This window comes from Pseudomonas sp. BIGb0278, from assembly GCF_024809895.1.
In the GTDB taxonomy this organism is placed as follows: Bacteria; Pseudomonadota; Gammaproteobacteria; order Pseudomonadales; family Pseudomonadaceae; genus Aquipseudomonas; species Aquipseudomonas shirazensis.
In genome coordinates this window covers 1-21,621 of the sequence record NZ_JANUEL010000004.1, presented here as the reverse complement: position 1 = coordinate 21,621, position 21,621 = coordinate 1, and the positions used below count along the sequence as shown (strand labels likewise).

General features: G+C 64.8%; 16 protein-coding genes. 8 read left to right on the top strand and 8 right to left on the bottom strand.

All coding sequences use genetic code 11. The features are described from left to right. The 7 genes from M2396_RS15480 (at nt 1) to M2396_RS15450 (ending at nt 6,171) form a co-directional block, all read left to right on the top strand. Nucleotides 1–606 (top strand): CDP-alcohol phosphatidyltransferase family protein, encoded by a 606-nt coding sequence (locus M2396_RS15480; RefSeq protein ID WP_259075869.1) that lies wholly within the window; start codon nt 1–3, stop codon nt 604–606. A 45-nt stretch (nt 607–651) separates the two neighbouring features. Continuing rightward, nucleotides 652–2,406 carry a bifunctional alpha/beta hydrolase/class I SAM-dependent methyltransferase gene (locus M2396_RS15475; protein ID WP_259075868.1) on the top strand — a complete coding sequence of 585 codons (1,755 nt, stop codon included), beginning with the start codon at nt 652–654 and terminating at the stop codon, nt 2,404–2,406. After that, entirely contained in the window at nt 2,406–3,731 is a 1,326-nt protein-coding gene (locus M2396_RS15470; protein ID WP_259075866.1) for a phosphatase PAP2/dual specificity phosphatase family protein, read from the top strand. The genes M2396_RS15475 and M2396_RS15470 overlap by 1 nt, the downstream gene beginning before the upstream one ends. After that, nucleotides 3,716–4,147 (top strand): hypothetical protein, encoded by a 432-nt coding sequence (locus M2396_RS15465; protein ID WP_188036659.1) that lies wholly within the window; start codon nt 3,716–3,718, stop codon nt 4,145–4,147. The genes M2396_RS15470 and M2396_RS15465 overlap by 16 nt, the downstream gene beginning before the upstream one ends. A 10-nt stretch (nt 4,148–4,157) precedes the next feature. Further along, a complete protein-coding gene (locus M2396_RS15460) occupies nt 4,158–4,781 on the top strand; it encodes a lysophospholipid acyltransferase family protein (protein WP_101322112.1) in 624 nt (207 codons plus the stop codon). Between the two features lies 1 nt (nt 4,782). Further along, nucleotides 4,783–5,715 (top strand): phosphatidate cytidylyltransferase, encoded by a 933-nt coding sequence (locus M2396_RS15455; RefSeq protein ID WP_150570701.1) that lies wholly within the window; start codon nt 4,783–4,785, stop codon nt 5,713–5,715. A gap of 111 nt (nt 5,716–5,826) precedes the next feature. After that, a complete protein-coding gene (locus M2396_RS15450) occupies nt 5,827–6,171 on the top strand; it encodes a cupin domain-containing protein (protein WP_101322114.1) in 345 nt (114 codons plus the stop codon). A 120-nt stretch (nt 6,172–6,291) separates the two neighbouring features. On the opposite strand, the gene mmsB is transcribed toward M2396_RS15450, so the two are convergent. Beyond that, complete coding sequence (mmsB, locus tag M2396_RS15445; RefSeq protein ID WP_103438574.1) at nt 6,292–7,179, bottom strand: 3-hydroxyisobutyrate dehydrogenase; 888 nt, start codon at nt 7,177–7,179, stop codon at nt 6,292–6,294. A 9-nt stretch (nt 7,180–7,188) separates the two neighbouring features. Continuing rightward, nucleotides 7,189–8,715, bottom strand: a complete 1,527-nt coding sequence (locus tag M2396_RS15440; protein ID WP_259075863.1) for a CoA-acylating methylmalonate-semialdehyde dehydrogenase — start codon at nt 8,713–8,715, stop codon at nt 7,189–7,191. 122 nt (nt 8,716–8,837) lie between these two features. Between M2396_RS15440 and M2396_RS15435 the strand changes: the two genes are divergently transcribed. Next, complete coding sequence (locus tag M2396_RS15435; RefSeq protein ID WP_101322117.1) at nt 8,838–9,788, top strand: LysR family transcriptional regulator; 951 nt, start codon at nt 8,838–8,840, stop codon at nt 9,786–9,788. A 1-nt stretch (nt 9,789) separates the two neighbouring features. Here M2396_RS15435 and M2396_RS15430 read toward each other — a convergent pair whose 3' ends face one another. The 6 genes from M2396_RS15430 to recC all read right to left on the bottom strand — a co-directional run bounded on the left by M2396_RS15430 (nt 9,790) and on the right by recC (nt 21,430). Further along, nucleotides 9,790–10,254: an OmpA family protein gene (locus M2396_RS15430; protein ID WP_101323106.1), complete on the bottom strand. Its 465-nt coding sequence runs from the start codon at nt 10,252–10,254 to the stop codon at nt 9,790–9,792. A gap of 38 nt (nt 10,255–10,292) precedes the next feature. After that, a complete protein-coding gene (locus M2396_RS15425; RefSeq protein WP_150570704.1) occupies nt 10,293–11,564 on the bottom strand; it encodes a diguanylate cyclase domain-containing protein in 1,272 nt (423 codons plus the stop codon). Beyond that, entirely contained in the window at nt 11,561–12,133 is a 573-nt protein-coding gene (locus M2396_RS15420) for a YfiR family protein (protein ID WP_181089741.1), read from the bottom strand. The genes M2396_RS15425 and M2396_RS15420 overlap by 4 nt, the downstream gene beginning before the upstream one ends. 71 nt (nt 12,134–12,204) lie before the next feature. Then, nucleotides 12,205–14,280 (bottom strand): exodeoxyribonuclease V subunit alpha, encoded by a 2,076-nt coding sequence (gene recD / locus M2396_RS15415; RefSeq protein ID WP_259075858.1) that lies wholly within the window; start codon nt 14,278–14,280, stop codon nt 12,205–12,207. Then, nucleotides 14,277–17,954 carry an exodeoxyribonuclease V subunit beta gene (gene recB / locus M2396_RS15410; protein ID WP_259075856.1) on the bottom strand — a complete coding sequence of 1,226 codons (3,678 nt, stop codon included), beginning with the start codon at nt 17,952–17,954 and terminating at the stop codon, nt 14,277–14,279. The genes recD and recB overlap by 4 nt, the downstream gene beginning before the upstream one ends. Continuing rightward, nucleotides 17,951–21,430, bottom strand: a complete 3,480-nt coding sequence (gene recC / locus M2396_RS15405) for an exodeoxyribonuclease V subunit gamma (RefSeq protein WP_259075854.1) — start codon at nt 21,428–21,430, stop codon at nt 17,951–17,953. The genes recB and recC overlap by 4 nt, the downstream gene beginning before the upstream one ends. Nucleotides 21,431–21,621: the final 191 nt, after the last annotated feature.

The window sequence follows — 21,621 nt, the reverse complement described above, 5'->3', positions numbered from 1 at the left end:
GTGCCGTCCATCTATCAGCTCAAACCCCGCTTCCAGGCCCTGCTGCGGCCCACCGTGCAGCGCCTGTACGACCGCGGGGTGACGGCCAATCAGGTCACGGTTGCCGCTGGGATAGTCTCGCTGCTGCTGGGCCTGCTGCTGGCCTGCTTTGCCGACATCCACGGGCTGTTCATCCTGCTGCCGATCTGGATGCTGCTGCGCATGGCGCTCAACGCGGTGGATGGCATGCTCGCCCGCGAGTTTGGCCAGCAGTCCAGGCTTGGTGCCTACCTCAATGAACTGAGCGACGTGATCGCCGACGCTGCGCTGTACCTGCCGTTTGCCCTGCTGGTCGGGGTATCGCCCGTGCTGGTGGTGCTGCTGGTGTTGAGCGCACTGATCAGCGAATACGCGGGGGTGATGGGCCCGCTGGCCGGTGCAGTGCGGCGCTACGACGGGCCGATGGGCAAGAGCGATCGCGCGTTTGCCTTTGGCCTGCTCGGTACCGGTGTCGCCTTTGGCCTGCTCGATCCAACCTGGATCAACGGCCTGCTGCTGGTGATTCTGCTGCTCTCGCTCTATACCCTCTACAACCGGGTACGTCAGGGCCTGACCCACGCCAACTGATCGTCGCCACTGACCGCACCGCCGCCAGCCAAAAGGACCTTTGCCATGCGCCAGGCGCAATCGCTGCACTTCTCTACCCATGACGGCGTCGAGCTGCACTATCGCTACTGGCCGGCCATCCGCAGCGAGCATCAGCCGCGTCGAGCGGTGGTGATGTTCCACCGCGGCCATGAGCACGGCGGGCGCCTGGCGCACCTGCCAGACGAACTGGACATGCCCGGCTATGACTTCTTTGCCTGGGACGCACGTGGCCACGGCCAGTCGCCAGGGGCGCGCGGCGACAGCCCGAGCTTTGCCACCAGCGTGCGCGATGTGCAGACCTTCATCGAGCACATTCAAACCCGCCACGGCATCGCCGAAGACAACACCGTGGTGCTGGCGCAAAGCGTCGGTGCCGTGCTGATTGCCACCTGGGCGCATGACTACGCGCCCAAGGTACGCTGCCTGGTGCTGGCCTCGCCGGCGTTCAAGGTCAAACTCTACGTGCCGTTCGCCCGCCCTGGCCTGAAGCTGATGAAAGCCGCGCGCGGCAACTTCTTCGTCAACAGCTACGTCAAGCCACGGCTGCTCACCCACGACCCGGAGCGGGTGGCTTCGTATGTGGCCGACCCACTGATCAGCCGGCCCATCTCGGTGACCATGCTGCTCGGCCTGTATGAAGCCGCAGACCGGGTAGTGGCGGACGCTCAGGCGATCCAACTGCCGACCCAATTGCTGGTTTCGGGCGCCGACCTGGTGGTCGAGCGGGCGCCGCAGGAGCAGTTCTTCGAGCGCCTGGACAGTGCCCGCAAAGAGCTGCACCTGCTGCCTGGGTTCTTCCACGACACCCTTGGCGAGCGTGACCGCGGCCATGTACTGCCGCGCATCAAGCGCTTCGTCGAGCACTGCTTCGATGCCCCGCTGGCGGCACCTTCGCTGCTCGATGCCGACCAGTCCGGCGCCAGCTGCGCCGAAGCCGAAAGCCTCGCAGCAAAGCTGCCGCGCAACTCGCCACGGGATCTGTACTGGCGCGCCACCCGCGCCGGCCTGCGTCTGGGCAAAGGCATGGCAGACGGGGTCAAGCTGGGCTTCGATACTGGCTTCGACTCCGGCAGCACCCTTGACTATGTCTATCGCAACCAGGCCACTGGCAAGGGCAAGCTGGGCCAGATGATCGACCGCAACTACCTCGACGCCATTGGCTGGCGCGGTATTCGCCAGCGCAAGCTGCATGTCGAAGAGCTGCTGCGCGAAGCGATCCGGCGCCTGCGCGAGCAGGGCCGCACAGTCGATATAGTCGATATCGCCGCCGGCCATGGCCGCTACATTCTTGAAGCCTTGCAGGAACTCGAGCAACTGCCGGACTCGATCCTGCTGCGCGACTACAGCGAACTGAATGTGCAGCAGGGCACTGCGCTGATTGCCGAAAAGGGCTTGGGCGATATCGCGCGTTTCGTCCAGGGCGACGCCTTTGACCGGCAGAGCCTGGCCACACTCGAGCCGCGCCCGAGCCTGGCTGTGGTTTCCGGGCTGTACGAACTATTCGCCAGCAACCAGATGGTCAGCACCTCGCTGGCCGGCCTGGCTGATGCCGTCGAAACGGGCGGCTATCTGGTCTATACCGGCCAGCCGTGGCACCCGCAGCTGGAGATGATCGCCCGCGCCCTGACCAGCCACCGTGGCGGTCAGGCCTGGGTCATGCGTCGACGCAGCCAGGCCGAAATGGATCAGCTGGTTGCCGCCGCTGGTTTTCGCAAGATCACCCAGCGCATCGACGAATGGGGCATCTTCAGTGTCAGCCTGGCGCAGCGGGTCGAGTGATGGCGCGTGAAGCCGGGCTGATCCGTCGTGGGGTCTTGTGGCTACTGCTGCTCGGGCCGTTTTTCTTTCTCAGCTACGGCCTGGCCAACACCTACACGGCGGGCCGTGCCGATGTCGGCAGCCTGGTGTTCGGCTGGGAAAGCCAGATGCCGTTGTGGCCGTGGACGATCATCCCGTACTGGTCCATCGACCTGCTCTACGGCCTGTCGTTTCTGCTGCCACGCAACCGCCGCGAGATGGATCGCCACGCCCTGGCCTTGTTGAGCGCGCAGCTGATCTGCGTGGCCGGCTTTCTGCTCTGGCCGCTGCGCTTTACCTTCGAGCGACCGGAGCTGAGCGGCCTGTTCGGCTGGCTGTTCGATGTGCTGATGGGCTTCGACAAACCGTTCAATCAGGCGCCCTCGCTGCACATCGCCCTGCTGGTGATCATCTCGACGATGTTCGCCCGCCACCTGCGCAACCCGCTTGGGCGCTGGCTGATGCACGGCTGGATGGCGCTGATCGGGGTGTCGGTGCTGACCACCTGGCAGCACCACTTCATCGACTTGCCGAGCGGTGCGTTGGTCGGGCTGCTATGCGTCTGGCTGTGGCCTCGCGACGGTCAACCGCCGTTGCAGGCTGCGCGTCTGGCGCAGGATCCCAAGCGCTGGCGGCTGGCGCTTTACTACACCCTGGGCGCTGCGCTGTGCACCGGTTTGGCGAGCTGGGCCGGCGGCGCCTGGCTGTGGCTATTGTGGCCGGCACTGGCGCTGCTGCTGGTGGCCTTGAGCTACGCGGTACTCGGTGCCAGCGCGTTTCAAAAAGGCGCTGATGGGCGCCTGTCGATGGCCGCCAGCTGGCTGTTTGCACCCTACCTGCTCGGCGCCTGGATCAACTCGCGGCTGTGGACGCGACGCCATCCGCAGGCGGACGAAATCTGTGACGGGGTCTTCCTCGGCCGTATTCCGGCAGCCGGTGAGGCGGGGCAGTTTTCGGCGATTGTCGACCTGTGTGCCGAACTGCCATGCCTGGCAGCCAAACCATTGGCAAACCATTACCGTAGCCTGCCGACCCTGGATCTGGTGGTCGCCGATCTACAGCTGTGCCGCGCCGCCGCCGACGCTATCGAGACGCTGCGCCAGCAAGGGCCGTTGCTGGTCTGTTGCGCGCTGGGTTACTCGCGCAGCGCCACCGCCGTCGCCGCTTGGTTGCTGCTCAGTGGCCGCTGCACGAGCCTGGCTGAAGCCGAACTGCGCTTGCGCCAGGCGCGCCCGGGCATCGTCCTGCGCAGCGCACACCAGCACATGCTCAGGCAACTGGAGGGGCAAGCATGCACCTGCGCGTAACCGCCAGCCTGCTCGGCCGCGGCCAGCAACTGGAGCGACTGTCCGACGGCATCAGCCTGATCGCGCTGGGCTATGGCCTGGCGCCGCTGCTGGGCGCCCCACTGCCGCTGCTGGGCAGTGGGTTATGCGCCCTGCTGGTGATACTCGGCCTTGTGCATAAATACCTGGCGGTGCGAGTCGCGCTGGATGCCGAGCTTTTTGCCGAGCTGGCTTCGCGGAGCGACCTGCCAGCCGCTACGGGCCAGCTGGACCGCGCCTTGTTCGACCTCAACCTCAAACCCAGCGCCAGCGACCCGCGCGACTGGCCCGCTCGCAGCCAGGCTGCTCTCGGCCTGTTACGCCGCCAAGGCCTGTGCCTGGCGCTGCAGATCGCGCTGTGCCTGACTACGCTGCTGACACTCCCTTTGATCGGATAAGACCCGTGCCATGCTCACCGCCCTGACTGCCTTTGCCATCACCTCCGCCGCGCGCCTGATCACCGGCGCCCGCGCTCTCTGGCTCGGCTGCACGCCGCAGCCGGTGCAGCGCCTGTACTTCGCCAACCACAGTAGCCACGGCGACTTCGTCCTGCTCTGGGCGTCGCTGCCGGGGCCGCTGCGCCAGCGCACGCGACCGGTTGCAGGGGCCGACTACTGGGCCAAACCGGGCCTGCGCAACTTCGTCATCCGCAAGGTATTCAACGGTGTGCTGATCGACCGGCAGCGCAGCGAAGTCCAGGCCAACCCGCTGCAGCCGGTGCTTGATGCGCTGTCCGGTGGCGATTCGTTGATCTTCTTCCCCGAGGGCACGCGCAATCTCGGCGATGAGCCACTGTTGCCGTTCAAGAGCGGTTTGTTCCACCTCGCCGTCGCCAACCCCGACATGGAAGTGGTGCCAGTGTGGATCGCCAACCTCAACCGGGTCATGCCCAAGGGCCGCGCCCTGCCGCTGCCGCTGTTGTGCACCTTGAGCTTTGGCGAACCGCTGCAGGTGCAGGCCGCTGAAGACAAGCACGCGTTTCTCGAGCGGGCCCGCCAGGCCCTGCTGAACCTGGCCCCCAAGGAAGCCTGAGATGGACCACAACACTGTTTTGCTGTTTGCCGGGATCGGCGCGCTGCTGCTGCTCGCCAGCGTCATCGGCCGCCTGCTCAAGTGGCGCGCCGGCGCCGGCCCCCATGCGGTGATCGACAACCTCAATGCGCGGATCAACGCCTGGTGGGTGATGGTGCTGGTGATCGGCATCGCCTTCCTGTTCGGCAAGTACGGCGTGATCGTGCTGTTCTACTGCGTGTCGTTCTATGCCCTGCGCGAGTTCATGACCCTGACCCCGACCCGGCGCAGCGACTACCCGGCGCTGGTCGCAGCGTTCTATGTGGCATTGCCGCTGCAGTATCTGCTGATCGCGATGGACTGGTACGGCCTGTTCAGCATTTTCATCCCGGTGTACCTGTTCCTGTTGCTGCCGATTCTGGCCAGCTTTGGCGGCGATACCACGCGCTTTCTCGAACGCGCCTCGAAAGTGCAGTGGGGGCTGATGATTGCCGTCTACTGCGTGTCGGCGGTGCCGGCGCTGATGACCCTCGACATCCCCGGTTTCGAAGGCCGCAACCTGCTGCTGATCGCCTGGCTGATCTTGGTAGTGCAGATCAGCGATGTGCTGCAGTACGTCTGCGGCAAGCTGTTCGGCAAGCGCAAAGTGGCACCCAACCTGTCCCCGTCGAAAACCCTCGAGGGCCTGCTCGGCGGTGTAGCCCTGGCCACCCTGATCGGCGCCTCGCTGTGCTGGATCACCCCGTTCAGCTTCTGGCAGGCGGCGTTGATGGCGCTGACCGTGAACGCCATGGGCTTCTTCGGCGGGCTGGTGATGTCGGCGATCAAGCGCGACCGCGGGGTCAAGGACTGGGGGCACATGATCGAAGGCCACGGCGGCATGCTCGACCGCATCGACTCGGTGTGTTTTGCCGCGCCGGTGTTCTTTCACTTCGTGCGTTACTGGTGGGCATAACCGCGCCGCGATAGCGCGGGCAGGCAGGTAGAGGTCGAGCGCAGGCAACTGGGCCACGCGCGATAGCCCTATGGTGATGCGTCCATAAGCATCCCAAAGGGAACACCTGCCATGTCCGATTTCATTACCGTCCTGCGTGAAACCTGCCCGATCCCGGTAGTCGACGCGACCAAGTGGAAGCGCATTGGCGGTGACCCGCACACGGTCAACCTCAACGCCTACCTGTCGGCTGACGGCAGCAAGATCATGGGCACCTGGATCTGCACCCCGGGCAAGTTCGAGGTCAACTACGACAAGTGGGAATTCTGCCACTTCCTCGACGGCTACTGCATCATCACCCCGGAAGGCGAAGAGCCCAAGCACCTCAAGGCCGGCGATGTGTTCGTCATCGAGCCGGGCATGAAAGGCACCTGGGAAGTGGTCGAAACCGTGCGCAAGTATTTTGTCTTTGCCTGATCAAAGATTGAGTTGATCGGCTAAGCGCAAGGCAAAAAAAATCGCGACTCGAACCGCCCTCCCCCAGGTGCGCAGTTACAGTGGGAGGGCGCTTCGAGCCACGATCAAGACACGTGACGCTCAATCCTTCTTGCGATAGCCCTCGACGATTGCCGAGAAGTCCTTGCCGCCATCGCCGCGCAGGCTCATCGCCTGATACAGCTGCTGCGCCACGGCACCGAGAATCACCGGCTGATGCGCCTGTCGCGCAGCTTCAGTGGCCAACCCCAGATCCTTGAGCATCAGCTCGGCACCAAAGCCGCCGGTATAACCGCGCGCGGCAGGCGCCGTGTCGATCACACCCGGCCATGGGTTGTAGGTATCCGAACTCCAGCAACGGCCTGTGGAACTGTTGATGATGCCGGCCAGCACCTGGGTGTCGATGCCCAGCGCATTGCCCAGCGCCATCGCCTCGGACACGCCGATCATCGAGATGCCCAGCAGCAGGTTGTTGCAGATCTTGGCGATTTGCCCGGTACCGACTTCGCCGCAATGGACGATGTTGCGGCCCATGTCCTTGAGCACCGGCTCCAGGCTGGCAAACAGTTCAGCGCTGGCGCCGACCATGAAGGTCAGGGTGCCGCCCGCTGCGCCACCGGTACCGCCGGACACCGGCGCATCGCCCATGTCGACGCCCTTGGCCGCAGCAGCCTTGGACACTTCGCGGGCGGTCTGTGGGTCGATCGTGCTGCAATCGACGGTCGGCGTACCTGGGCGAATCCCGGCCAGCACGCCGTCATCGTTGAGGTAGACGCCACGCACATGCGCTGCCGCCGGCAGCATGGTGATGACCAGCTCGCTGTTGGCCGCTGCGTCCTTGGGTGAGGCGCTGATCTGCCCGCCAAGCTCGGCAAGTTCGGCCAGTACGCTCTGGTTGAGGTCGAACAGGTTGAGCTGATGCCCAGCCTTGATCAGGTTGCGGGCCATGGGCGCGCCCATGTTGCCCAGACCAATGAATGCAATACGCATGGAGCCTCCTTAGCGCAGGCTGATGGTGGTGTTGACGCCGTCGTTGACGCTGTCGTCATCGAACCAACGGGCCGTGACCGTCTTGGTCTGAGTGTAGAACTGCACCACCTGCTTGCCATACGGGCCGAGGTCGCCGAGCTTGGAGCCGCGCGAACCGGTGAAGCTGAAGTACGGCACCGGCACCGGGATCGGGATGTTGATGCCGACCTGGCCGACGTCGATCTCGCTCTGGAACTTGCGCGCCGCAGCGCCGCTCTGGGTGAACAGGCCGGTGCCGTTGCCGAACGGGTTGCTGTTGACCAGGGCGATGGCCTCGTCGAGCGTGTCGACTTCAAGGGTAATCAGCACCGGGCCGAAGATTTCCTGGGTGTAGATCTGCATCTCGGTGGTGACCCCGGAGAACAGCGTCGGGCCGACGAAGTTGCCTTGCTCATAGCCCGGCACGCTGACGTCACGGCCATCCAGCTCCAGCTTGGCGCCCTCGGCGATGCCGCTTTCGATCAAGCCCAGCACGCGCTCCTTGGCCCGTTTCGAGACCACCGGGCCAACATCCGTGCCTGGCTCGCAACCGGCGTTGACCTTGAGCTGGCTGGCGGCAGCCTTGATGTCCGGCAGCCACTCGCGGGCCTTGCCGACCAGCACCGCCACCGAGGTGGCCATGCAGCGTTGCCCGGCGGCACCAAAAGCAGCGCCGACCAGGGCGTTGATGGTTTGCGTGCGGTTGGCGTCAGGCAGCACCACCGCGTGGTTCTTGGCCCCCATCATCGACTGCACGCGCTTGCCGTGCTGGCTGCCGAGGTTGTAGACGTGGGTACCGACCTCGGTCGAACCGACGAACGAGATTGCCTTGATGTCCTTGTGCGTGCAGATCGCATCTACCACCTGCTTACCGCCGTGGACCACGTTGAGTACACCGGCCGGCACCCCGGCCTGCAGCGCAAGCTCGACAAGCATCAGGGTCGACAGCGGGTCCTGTTCGGACGGTTTGAGGACGAAGGTGTTACCGCAGACGATGGCCATCGGGAACATCCACAGCGGGATCATCGCCGGGAAGTTGAACGGGGTGATCCCGGCGCAGACGCCGATCGGCTGACGCAGCGTGTAGGTGTCCACGCCGCCAGCGACGTTCTCGGCGAACTCACCCATCTGCAGGGTGCCAATCGACGCTGCGTGTTCGACCACTTCCAGGCCGCGGAAGATATCGCCCTCGGCGTCGGCAATGGTCTTGCCCTGCTCGGCGCTGAGGGTCTGGGCGATGCGTTTGCTGTGCTCGCGGATCAGCGCCTGCAATTTGAGCATGATGCGCATGCGCGCCCCGATCGGCGTGTCGCGCCAGCTGGCGAATGCACGCTGGGCGGCAGCGACGGCGGCAGCGACCTCGTCGACCGTGGCAAACGGCACCCGTGCCAGCACTTGCTGGGTAGCCGGGTTGACGACATCGCGCCATTCGGTGGTTTTCGACTCGACCCATTGGCCGTCGATCAGCAGCTTGACCTGCTCAATCTGAGTCTGGGTCGGGGATTGGGGTGCGTTCATCTGCGCGTTCCTTGGAATTATTGTGGGAGACGAGATCGCCAGGCGGGGCTGGCGTCGAGGCGCTGATTTCGAGTATAGATGTGCAAACATCCAATAAGAACGCACATAAAAACCGGATCATCATGCAAAAAGACCTTACCTCCCTCAGTTCGCTGAACTGGGATGACCTGAAGTTCTTTCTTGAAGTGGCGCGCACGCGCAAGGCCAGCAGCGCGGCGAAACGGCTGAATGTCGACTACACCACGGTGTCGCGGCGAATCAGCTCGCTGGAGGCGGCGCTGGGCACGTTGCTGTTCGAAAAGTCGCGCACCAATGGCTTTGTCCTGACCAACGAAGGCCAGCGCCTGCTCGGTTACGCCGAATCCGTCGAGAGCACCCTGCACATGGCCTGCGAGCAGGTATCAGGCTCCGGCGTGGCCTTGTCCGGGCACGTACGCATGGGCTGCACCGAAGGTTTTGGCAGCTTCTTCGTCACCCCGCAGCTGAGCCACTTCGTCGACGCCTGGCCGGCGATCACCGTGGACATCCTGCCGCTACCGCACTTCATCAGCCTGTCCAAGCGCGAAGCCGACATCGTTATCGCCCTCGAGCGCCCAGAACATGGCCCCTACGTGTGCTGCAAGCTGACCGACTACCGCCTGCGCCTGTACGCCACCCAGGACTACCTCGACAACCACGCGCCGATTCGCCAGGTCAGCGACCTGGCCGAGCACCCGTTCATCAGCTATGTCGACGACCTGGCCTTCAGTTCAGAGCTGCTGTACCTGGCCAACCTGATCCCCAACGCCCACGCCCACCTGCGCAGCACCAGCGTCATTGCCCAGTACACGGCTGCGCTGCAAGGGCGGGGGTTGGCGATTCTGCCATGCTTCCTGGCTGCACAGGATCCACGGCTGGTGACAGTGTTGCCGGAGGAGATCGCGATTACCCGGCAGTTCTGGATGTACTGCCGGGAGGATTTGCGCAAGCTCAAGCGGATTACCCTGTTGTGGGATTACATCCGCGAGGTGACCGAGGCCAATGCGCCGCTGTTGCTAGGCGAATCACGCGAGATGCGCTTCGCCCAGGACTGACTCAGTTGGACGCCACCACGATCGACACCCGGCGGTTTTCCGTGCGCCCGGCGCTGGTGCGGTTGTCGGCGACTGGCTGGCTGCTGCCGAGGCCGCGACTTTGAATGTTCTGCGGTTGCATGCCGATCTCGATCAGCGCCTTGGCCACGCTCTGGGCGCGGCGTTCGGACAGTTGCTGGTTGTAGGTCGCTTTGCCCGAGGCATCGGTGTGGCCGTCAACGCGGACACGCTGGATATCGACGCTAAGCAAGGCCCGGCCAATACGCTCGACGATGGTTCGGCTCTGGCTGTTGAGGCTGTCCAGATCACTGCCGAACAGCACTTTGCCGGACAGATCGAAACTCCATCCATCATCGGTGGGGGTGAAGCCCTCGCGCTTGAGCACGGCGATCTGCTCGGCAGTCAGTCCCGGCGGTGGCACACTCTGGCAACCGCTCAAGGCCAGCAGACTCAACAACACTGCCATGCAAGGCAGGCGCAAACGTACAAACAGTTGCAACACGATCAGCTCCTTTTTTCAAAATCTGCGGCGCTACTTTCCGTATGCGCCACATGCCACTGGCCGCGGCGTGCGCGTTTGGCCTGGTACATCGCCGCATCAGCGGCATTGAGTAGACTGGCCGGGTCATGGCCATCGTCCGGGTAACACGCGATGCCAACGCTGAGTGAGGCGCTGATGCTGGTGCCATCGTTCAGGGCTATCGGCAGCTTCATGCTGGCAACGATCTTCTCGGCAATCCGTTGGGCGTCCTCGCAGGATTGCAGCGGGGTCAGCAATACCGCGAACTCATCACCGCCCAGCCGCGCGACCAGATCATGCTCGCGCAACTGCGCACGCACCCGCGCAGCAACGGTGACCAGCACCTCGTCGCCAACGGCATGGCCCTGGCTGTCGTTGATCTGCTTGAAGTGATCGCAGTCGATGAACAGCAGCGCCAGATACTCCTGGTGACGCTCGGCAGTGCGCAAGGTGCGGCTCAGGCGCCCCTCGAAGAAAGCGCGATTCGGCAACCCGGTCAGGCTGTCGTGACTGGCCAGATGGGCCAGGGTGGCGTTCTCGCTGCGCAGGTGGTTCTGCCAGTTCTCCAGTTCGTCGAGCAGGGCATTGAAGTCGTTGCCCAGCTCGTTGAGCTCGGCGATGTGGGTTTCCGGTACGCGGCGGTCGAAGCTGCGCTCGCGGCGGGCGGCATGGGCGACGCTGGCAAGGTTGCGCAGGGGCCGGATGATGTCGCCGAACAGGCGCCGCGACCAGTGGCTGGCGACCCAGGCGCTGAGCAGCATGCACAAGAGGATGCCGGTCAGCCCGCTGAGCAGAAAGCGCAATACGCTGCGGCCCTGGCCGGTGACTTCGATGTGGCCGACCTGCTGTTGCTGATGGAGAATCGGCATGTGCACCGGCTCGACCAGAAAGCTGCTTGCCAGCGACCGTTCCAGCGGCGCCAGCACGCCGTCTTCGGGCCTTTGCCAGTGGGCCAGCAGCTCACCCTCGTTGTTGAACACCTTGGCGTCGGCCACGCCTTCGTTGGCGGCGATCAGCGCCAGTGACTCGTTGGCGGCGGCGCTGTCGTCGAACACCACCGCGGCTTCGACTGTGTAATTGATCGAGCGCGCGATCAGGTGCAGGTTCTGGTTGGCATATACGCGCAAGGCCAGCACGCCAAGCAGGGTCACGCACAGGCCAGCCAGGCCGACCGCGAGCAGGGCCACGCCCAAATGCCCGCGGCCGAGCACAGCGCGCAGGGTCGGCCGGCGGTCGCGCCTGGCTGAGCGGATCATGGCTGCACCGCGCGGCGACGCGACAGCTGCAGCACGCTGGGGTGGATACGCACACCGCTGCGGGCTACCGAATCGAGGTTGACCTCGAAGGTTACCTGCTCGTCGCTCACGCGCAGGCAGAACAGGCTACCGACCGTGCAGGGGTCGTCTGCTTCGCTGATGCTCAGCACCGGCCGGCCGCTGAGGGCATGGAACAACCGCTCGCGCTGGCCACGGTCGAGCTTGCCGATATACACCGCATCGCAAGCACCGGCGGTTTGCGGATCGTCGGCCAGAAGGCGACGGGTCTGCAGCGGCTTGCCAGAGTTCTGCTCGGTGCCCTTGATCAAGTCATCGGCGTATTCGGTCGGGCCGATCAGGCACAGCCGCAACGGGGCCGGCTCACTGGGCCAGCGCGCGTAGCTGAAAATGCCCAACACCACCTGGGTCACGGCCTTGCCCCGCTGCTGCGCCAGGGCGGCGCTGGCAGCGGGCTCTGCCCGGCTGGGGCTGGCGTAGAGCAATAGGGCGGCGAGCAGCAGGGCAAGCGCAGCGCCCGTTGCGCGCGCCCAGGTCGAGACAGCCACCATCATGTGGGAATTTTCTCAAAATCTTGTCAGATGATGCCGCAACGATAGCATATTGCCGCTGCGGCAGAACGTCAGCCTTGCTCCAACATCAGGCCGGAGATGCGCCGCACGCGGCGTTCAACCGCCTCTTCGAATACTCCCGCACGCGGCTCGATCAAGCTGAAGCAGTGCTTGGCGCGGGTGATGCCGGTATATACCAGCTCCTTGGTCAGCACCGGATTGAGCGCGTCCGGCAGCACCAGAGCGGTGTGGCTGAACTCCGAGCCCTGCGACTTGTGCACGGTCATGGCATAGACGGTTTCGACTTCATTGAGCCGGCTGGGTAACACGAAGCGCACCCCGCCACTGCCGTCGTTACGCGCAAAGGCCACGCGCAACAAGGCGACGCCGCGCTCGTCGGGCAGGCGCAGGGCAATGCCGATATCGCCGTTCATCAGTCCCAGGCCATAGTCGTTGCGGGTGACCAGCACCGGCCGGCCTTCGTACCACGGCTGCTGACTGTCGATCAGACCAGCGCTGTGCAGCACGCGGGTGACGCGCTCGTTCAGACCCTGCACGCCCCACGGCCCCTTGCGTACTGCACAGAGCAGTTGGAAGTCCTCGAAACTTTGCAGCACCTGGCCGGCCCACTGCTCCCAGCGCGGGTCGTCTGCTGCGGTCGCGGGCGGGGGGCGCAGGCGACCGATGTTGCGCAGGTAATGGCGGTAGCCCTGTGGGCCGTCGGTGCCGCGATCAAGGCCATCGAGCAGCAGTCTGTCGAAGCGTCGATCATGCTCGCCTTGCAGCGACAGGCCGTGCACGTCGTCGAGCTTTTGCGTCAGCAGTTCGCGCGCCGCCTGAGCTTGCTGGCGTTTGACCAGGCGGGCCAGCTGACCGATCCCGCTGCCTTCACCAAAACGCCGCGAGTGGCGCAACATCACCACCTGCTGCGCAAGTGGGTGCTGCTCGGCGTCGCCGGGGGTTAGCCCGCGGTCCTGCAGGGACTGTCCGCCGACCTGCTCCAGCCAGGCGCGGGTGGCCGCCGAATAGAAACCCTCCTCGGCGTCGCGGCACAGGTCACCGAGCACTGCACCGGCTTCGACCGAGGCCAACTGGTCCTTGTCACCCAGTAGCACCAGCCGCGCCGACGGTGGCAAGGCGTCGAGCAGCACGGCCATCATCTCCAGGTCGATCATCGATGCTTCATCGATCACCAACACATCCAGTGGCAACGGGTTGCCAGCATGGTGGCGGAAATGGCGCGAGCCCGGGCGGCTGCCGAGCAAGCGGTGCACGGTGCTGACGTCGGTCGGAATCTGCTGGCGGACCTCGGCGCTGACCTCAAGCAACTCGACCTGTTGGCCTATCGACTCGGTCAGGCGCGCAGCGGCCTTGCCGGTGGGCGCTGCCAGGCGAATCCGCAGCGGCCTGCCCTGCTCCACCGCAGGCCCTTGCAGCAGTGCCAGCAGGCGCACCACTGTTGTGGTCTTGCCGGTGCCGGGGCCGCCGGTGATGATGCTGAACGAGGCGCGGGTAGCCAAGGCGCAGGCGAGTTTCTGCCAGTCGACCTGGCCTTGCGGCGCGCCACCCTTGAACAGTTGCTCAAGCCGTTCCGGCAGCGCTGGCGCGATGACTTGATCCGCTGCCAGGCGCTGGCGCAGCGCGTTGTCGATCTGCCGCTCGTAGCTCCAGTAGCGGCGCAGGTACAGGCGCAAGCCGCTGAGGACCAGTGGTCGCGCGCTGTGCCCCGGCGTATTGCCAGTAGCCACTAGCGGGCTGGCCGCGATGCGCTCGCACCAGGTGTGCTGATCGAGCTTGGTCAGCAGTTGGGATGGCAGCAGCAATGGCCCGTCGAGGGCATCACCTTCCGGTGGCAGCGACAGGGCGAAGTCCGGCTCGGCCAGGGTCTGGGCGAGGTCCAGGCAGACATGCCCGTGACCCAACTGGTGGCTGGCCAGGGCAGCGGCGAGCAACAGCAGCGGGTCGCTGCCGGGCGCACGCTCTTCAAGAAAACCCACCAGTGCGCGGTCGAGCGCGCGCAGCCAGCCGCGCTCAACCCAGCGGTCGAGCAGGATCAGCAGGTCATGGCTGCTCTGCAGCGGCGCCAAGGCAGCCAGCTGCTCGGCTTGCAGGGGGGTTGGCAACAGGTCTTCAAGGCGGCGGCTCATGGCGCGGCTCCGGCAAACAGGTCCTGCTGTGCCGGCACCGGGGCACCGCGGAACAGGGCATCGAGGGCTTCGATCAGCTCACGTGGCGGCTTGCTGAAATACACCCCGTGGCCTGCCCGGCTGGCGCCACGCAGGAAGATGAACAGCGCACCGCCGACATGGCGGTCGTAATCGTAGTCGGGCATGCGCGCGCGCAACTGGCGGTGCAGCGCGAGCAGGTAGAGCACGTACTGCAGGTCGTAGCGGTGATCGAGAATCGCCTGTTCCATGGCCAGCGCGTTGTAGCTGTGCAGGTCCGGGCCGAGCCAGTTGGATTTGTAGTCGGTCACGTAATAACGGCCGTCCAGCTCGAAGGCCAGGTCGATAAAACCTTTGAACATGCCGTTAAGCTGGCTCGGCTCGGCGGCGGCACGCGCGGCGCCGCCGTGGGTATGCCGGGTCACCAACTGATCAAGCTCGATGACATCGACCTTGTGACTGGCAAACCAGAATTCCATCTCGATCTGATACTGCTGCAGGTGCGCCAAGGTCAATTGGCGATCCTCGCCATGTAACGGCAGCGGCTCGACCAGCAGATGCTGCAGCCACTCGGTGAGGCCCGGGATCCAGCCTTTCCAGTCCCGCCGGTTGCAGCGTTGGCCGACCGTATGTTCGATGAGCTGAGGCTGCTGGCTGACTTCGGCGAAGCCCTCACGCCCGGCCCACTCGAGCAGACCGTGCAGGAAGGTGCCGGGATTGGGCCCGCGTGGGAAGCGATGAATGTCGCCGCTCTGAGCCGGGATATCACGCAACTGCTGGGCGTCGATGCGCTCGTCATCGGTCAGCTGCTGGGCCAGCGAGCTGTCACCGGCAAGGCTCTGGTCGCCCACGCGCAGGGCGCTATAGGAGGCGATCCACCAGTTCTCTGCCGCAGCCCGGCGTGGCTTGCGCGCAGCAATCAGCTCGTGACCATCTTGTGGGGGCAGATAGCGCTGTTCGTCTGCGCCAGGCAGCTCTTCACAGACGATATCCGCGCAGCTCGCTTGCAGGCTTTGCAGCCACTCGGCCAGCTGTGCCGACGAGGCCAGCGGCAGGCCGCCGCCGAGCAGATAGCCCAGGGCCGAGCGATGCAGCAGCGAGTGTTTCTGGTTACCGCGTTTGAGGTCGGCGACACCGAGCCAGCAGGCATGCTGGGCGCGGGTCAAGGCGACGTAGAGCAAGCGCAGATCTTCGGCCAGGCGCTCATCATCGGCGCGCTCGATCTGCTCTTGGTCGGGTGTCAGGGTCAGGTGCGCGTGGCCGTCGCTGTCGTGCCAGATCAGCGGCAGGCGCTGGCCATCGACCGGCTTGCTGGTGCAGATGAACGGCAGATACACCAACGGATACTCAAGGCCCTTGGACTTGTGAATGGTCACGACCTTGACCAGTTGCTCGTCGCTCTCCAGGCGCAGGATCTGCTCTTCGCCCGCCTGCCCGGAGCCGGCCAGGTTCTCGCCCAGATGGCGGATCAAGGCTTGCTCGCCATCCAGTTCGCCAGCGGCCTGCTGCAGCAGTTCGGCCAGGTGCAGCAAATTGGTCAGCACCCGCTCGCCGTCGCTGCGGGCAATCAGCCGGCGCGGCAGTTCGAAGTCATGCAGCAGGCGCCGCAGCATCGGCAATACGCCCTGGCGCTGCCAGGTTTCGCGGTACTGGCGAAAGCGCATGACCCAGTCTTCCCAGACCCGCTCGTCCTGATTCAGCCGCTCGAGTTCAAGCAGTGACTGCTCGAGGGTCGGGCTGGCCAAGGCGGTCTTGAGCAGGCGCTCGGAGTCGGGTTCGGCGCAGGCCTTGAGCCAAGCCAGCAGGTCGTGCGCCTCCTGGGCGGCGAACACCGAGTCTTTGTCCGACAGGTACACACTGCGCACATCGCGCGCTGCCAGCTCGGCGCGGACCAGCTGCGCTTCGCGACCGTCGCGCACAAGGATGGCGATATCCGAAGGCAGGCACGCCCTGAGTTTGCCATCGATTTTTTTGAATCCACTGACGCCCTGTTGACCACCGTTGAGCAGCCCGACGATATGGCTGGCGCAGCTGGCGGCCAGTTGCTGACGATAGAGGGTACTGGACACCGGTTCGTCACTGTCCAGCCGCCAGCAATGCAGCGCGGCGGATGGCTGACCGTTGATCAGCAGTTGCTCGCTGCGGCCTTTGGCGTGGACCTCGATGAACGGCAAGGGGTTGTCTTGCCCGTCGCGGAACAGGAACGCCCCACGTCCGCTGCTACGCCCTTCTGCAGCGAGGAACAGGCGGTTGACCGCACCGACCATGGCTTTGCTGGAACGGTAGTTGGTGTCCAGGCTGTGCAGGCGCCCGGCAGTGGCGCGGCGGGCCGCCAGGTAGGTAAAGATGTCGGCACCGCGGAAAGCGTAGATCGCCTGCTTCGGGTCGCCGATCATGAACAGGCCGGTTTCGGCGTGGTTCTGGCTGATCTGGTAGATGCGCTCGAAGATGCCGTACTGGACCGGGTCGGTGTCCTGGAATTCGTCGATCAGCGCGACCGGGAACTGCTCGCGGATGAGCGCGGCCAAGCGTTCGCCGGACTCCTGATTGAGCGCGTGCTGCAGGCGCAGGAGCATGTCGTCGAAGCCCATCTCGGCGCGCCGGCGCTTCTCCTGCTCGAAGCGTGCCGACACCCAACTGGCGGCATGCTCGAGCAAAGGCACTTCGGGGCTGGCCAGGCCTTGTAGCTGCTGGCGCAGGGTTTCCATGGCGCGCAGGGCCGGGTGATCGGGTGGGTCACCGTGCTTCCAGGCTTCGGCCATGCCGGCTGGAGTCAGGCGGGTGAAGCCAGTGCCCAGATCCAGTTCGAGGACCTGATCGTCACCAGCCCAGGCGCGCAGTTTTTCGAACCACGGCTCGAAGTAACGCGCCTGCAGCTTGCGCCCATCAGCGTGCTTGGCCGCAACCGCCGCGTGGCAGATCTGCTGCAACTCGTCGGCCCAGACGCCCCAAGGCGCCTTGAGCTGGCACAGCTGCTGCGCGCGTTGCTCCAGAGTGGTCTCGATCAGTGCCTGCGGCTCGATATCATCGGCGCTGCTGGCGACACGGCCAAACAGCGGACGCAGGCGCGGCAACAAGGCATCGGGGCTGACCCAGTTGCCGCGTACCCAGTTCAGGGACTCGCCGCGCATGCCATAGCAGAAGCGCCGCCAGTAGTCGCGCATGACCTGGCCGAGCAGTTCGCTGTGATCGGTCTCAAGACTTTGGGTAAACAGGCTGCCGCTGTCGAAGGCGTGTTCGCGCAGCATCCGTTGGCACCATCCGTGAATGGTCGACACGGCGGCTTCGTCCATCCACTGTACGGCCACTTCCAGGCGGCTGGCGCAACGTGGCCAGAGCTCTGCCGGGTAGTCGGCACGGAGCATCTGCAACAGCGGGTCGGCGTCGCCCAGCTCGTCACGGAAGAACCGTGCGGCTTCGGCCAGTCGCGTACGAATGCGCTCACGCAGCTCTTTGGTGGCCGCATCGGTAAAGGTCACCACGAGGATCTGCGGCGGCAACAGCTCGCGGCCAAAGCCGTGCGCATCGCCATGGCCGAGGATCAGCCGCAGGTACAGCGCCGAGATGGTGAAGGTCTTGCCGGTACCGGCGCTGGCTTCGATCAGCTGGCTGCCATGCAGCGGGAAGCTCAAGGCCAAGGGGCGGGCCTGGGTCATGCGGCACTCTCCGGATTGCCCTGGGTTTGCCAAGGCGCGGCGAACAGGGGGCGGTACAGGGCTTCACACCAGCCTTCGAAGGTTTCATCGGCGCTGAGTGCGGCGAAGTCGCGGAACTGGCGCGCCAGGGCGAGGCTTTCGCTGCGTTCACCAAAGCTGTTCTGGCCGTCGCCTTCGTAGGCCCGGGCGGCAGCGGCCAAGGCCTTGTCCGGGTCGTCCTGGCCGAGCCAGGCGAAGGCGGTCTTGGCCGCCACCGGCAGCGGCGCGTTCATGCCGGCCTGGCGTGCGACCAGCAGATCAGCAAGCCGCTCACTGGCCTCAGCCTGTGGCAAAGGTTCCAGCAGCAGGGTCAGGTCGCTGGCCACCAGTGCACTGTGCAGCGGGTAGCCGGCAGCGCAGCCAGCCAGGTGCATGACCCAGGTCGGAATCAGCCGATGGCGCTTGAGGTTGTTACGCCCGGCACTGATGGTGTTGGGGATGGTAGTGATGCTCAGCAGGCTTTGGTCGGCCGCCTGATACACCCGCCCAAGCCAGCCTTGCAGGCGCTCGCGGCCATGCTCGAAGTGAATCGGCAGCGCGCCTTCGACCAGGCTCGGCCAGCGTTGCAGCAGGTGTCGATGACGTTGCAGCAGATTGGGCAGGGGCTCGATCAGCTCGGCCTGGAGGATCTCGCCAAAACCGGCCAACGGCAGCAGGCCATGGCCTTGCAGGCGGCGCGCCTGGGCGTACAGGGCCGATTCGGCGTTGCCTGGGTCAGCCAGGGCGGTATCCAGCAGGCTTTCGCTGAGGCCGTAGCGCTGCAGTGCGTCGAGCACGAACGGTTCTTCGTCCGGGGTCGGTGCCTCGAGTGACTCGAAGAACACCTTCAAGCGCTGGCGGAAGAAATGCCGCACCGGGTGACGCAGAAAGTCCTGCAGTTGGGTCAGGCTCAGCGGCTCGTCATTGACGTAGGGCGCTAGCGTGTCGTCTGCGGGCGGTGTGGCAGCCTCGGCCTGATGCAACAGTTGCCACTCATGGGCGTAACTGAACAGCGGGCTACCTTTCTGGAAGTAGCGCTGGCTGAACGGCTGCAGCGGGTGCTCCTGAGTCAGGCCGTGCAGCAGTTGCTGGCCGGCGTCTTCGCGCTGGCCTGGCTTGGCGTTGGCGACTTGCCAACCGGCGGCCAGGTGATCGCGCAACTGGCCGATCAGGACCGAGGCCGGCCGCTCGCTGTTGTCGCGGATGCTGCGCCCTACCCAGCTGACATACAGCTGGTCGCGGGCAGACAGCAGGGCTTCGAGCAGCAGGTAGCGGTCATCCTCACGACGCGAGCGGTCGCCTGGGCGGTAGTCACTGGCCATCAGGTCGAAATCCAGCGGCTGCTGGGCTCGTGGGTAATCGCCGTCGTTCATGCCCAGCAGGCAGACCACCCGGAAGGGGATCGCTCGCATCGGCATCAGCGTGCAGAAGTTTACTGAGCCGGCGAGAAAGCGTTGCGAAAGTTTGCCTTGATCGAGACCTGACAGCCACGCCTCGCGCACTACCGTCAGTGGTAGTGGCTCGTGCAGGGCGACCGTATCGCAGGTTTGCAGCCAGGTGTCGCGCAGGTCCTGAAGCTGTACTAGGAGAAACTCGTCATGCTCGTTTTCGGCCAGGAAAAACACCTGCAGCAGTGCATTCAGGCGCTCGCCCCACTCAACTGCTGTTGCCGCTTGAGCGAGCTCGACACAGGCCACATCAAGCGCATCGAGCAACGCCACCAGCGGCCCGATCAAGGCGGCATCGAGGCCGCCGATCTCGTCGTAGGGCTCGATGCCATCGCAGCCCTCGCCTACGCCCACTGCGTAACCGAGCAGCATCCGCCGCAAGCCAAACCGCCAGCTGTTCTGCTCCAGCCCTTCGGGCAGGCCGAGGCTGGCGCGCTGGGCGGCACTCAGGCCCCAACGGATGCCGGCGCCTTCGATCCAGCGATGCAGAGTCGGCAGGTCGCTTTCCTGAATGGCGAAGCGCGCGCGTAGTGCGGGCACGTCGAGCAGATCGAGTACCTCACTAACGGCAAAGCGACTGTCGGGCAGCTTGAGTAGATGCTCAAGAGCGATCAGTAAAGGGTCACGGCCACGCTGGCCCTGATCGGTCAGGGTGAACGGGATATAGCGCGGGTCGTGGCGATCGAGCTGGCCGAACACCGCGCGGATATGCGGGGCGTAGTCATCGATGGCCGGCAGCATGACGATGATATCGCGCGGGCGCAGAGTAGGATCGGCGCTGAAGCGGGCCAGCAGTTGGTCGTGGAGGATCTCGACTTCACGTTGGGCGCTGTGGGCGATGTGAAACCTGACCGAGCGGTCCTTGGTCGGGTCCACCGCGGGCCAGACTTCGCGGGTTTCGGCCAACGGCCGCAACTCGAGAATGTCATCCTGCAACTGGTTGAGCAGATTGCCTGGCTGGGCCTCACTGAACAGGTCGATGCGGCCTTCGTTGAACACGCCAAGGTAACTGGCAGGGTCGTCGTAGCTGTCGAGCAGGTTGATGTAGTCACGGCCCTGTTTACCCCAGGCAGCGAGCAATGGGTGGGCATGCTGGTGCAGGCTCTCGTCGTCCAGTTGCAGGGGCATGCCCTGCTTGCGCTGTTGGCGCTTGTACTGGTGGCGGAGCAGGTCTTTGTCGGCAACGATATCGCCCCAGTGGTGACGACATGGGTTGTGTACGCAAAGCAGCACCTGGCTGAAACGGGCCAACGCCGCCAGAGCCTCGAGTGCCTGCGCCGGCAGGGACGAGATACCAAAGACGATGACTCGCGCTGGCAAGCCCTTGGGCGGCTGCTCGAGGCTCTTCATACGCTCGATAAAGCGCTGGTGCACGCCGGCACGGCTCTGCTCCATACCGGCCTGGCCGACATCTTCGAGCAACGCCCGCCACAGTTCGGCCTGCCACCAGTTGCCGGCAGCCAGTGGCTTGCGCTGGGCGCGGGCAGTGTTGAGAACATGCTTACCGGCTGCCCAATCCTGCAGCCAGTCGGCGCGGTAGACCTGATATTGGTCGAACAGGTCAGCCAGGCGCTCGGCCAGCTGGTAGCGCTTGCGCAGGTCGCTGTCGTCAGTCAGAAAGCGCCGTAGCGGCTCGAAGTGCGGGCGCTCGATGAGCGCCGGCAGCAAGCGCATCAGGCGCCAGGTAAGTGGGGCCTTGTCGAGCAGGGATACTTCGGGGATTTCGTCGCGGCCGAGCACCTTGCGGTACAGCTGCCACATGAAGGTACCGGGCAATTGCACATCGATGGCGGCAGCGATGCCACAGCCGCCGCTGTCATCGTCTTGTGGGTCTTCGGCCAGGGCGAGTTTCAGCCATTGGGCGATGCCATTGCTTTGCACCAGGGCGACTTCGTTTTCCAACGGGGCCAGAGGGAAGCGGCGCATCATACTCACCACCAGGCTGCGCAGGTCGTCCAGGCGGTTGCCGTGAACAATCATGAAGCCGGGGTGCAAGCGGGTATCTGCCATTGCGCTCTCTCTGAAAGGCGTTCGTCCTGGGGGGAACCATATCATGGGCGGGGGTAATGCGATGGGGGCCGCTATAAAGCCCCAGATTTCCGGATCCCGGAAAAGACAAAACCCCTACCTGCTTGCGCAGATAGGGGTTTTGCGAAATGAATCTTGACGATGACCTACTCTCACATGGGGAGACCCCACAC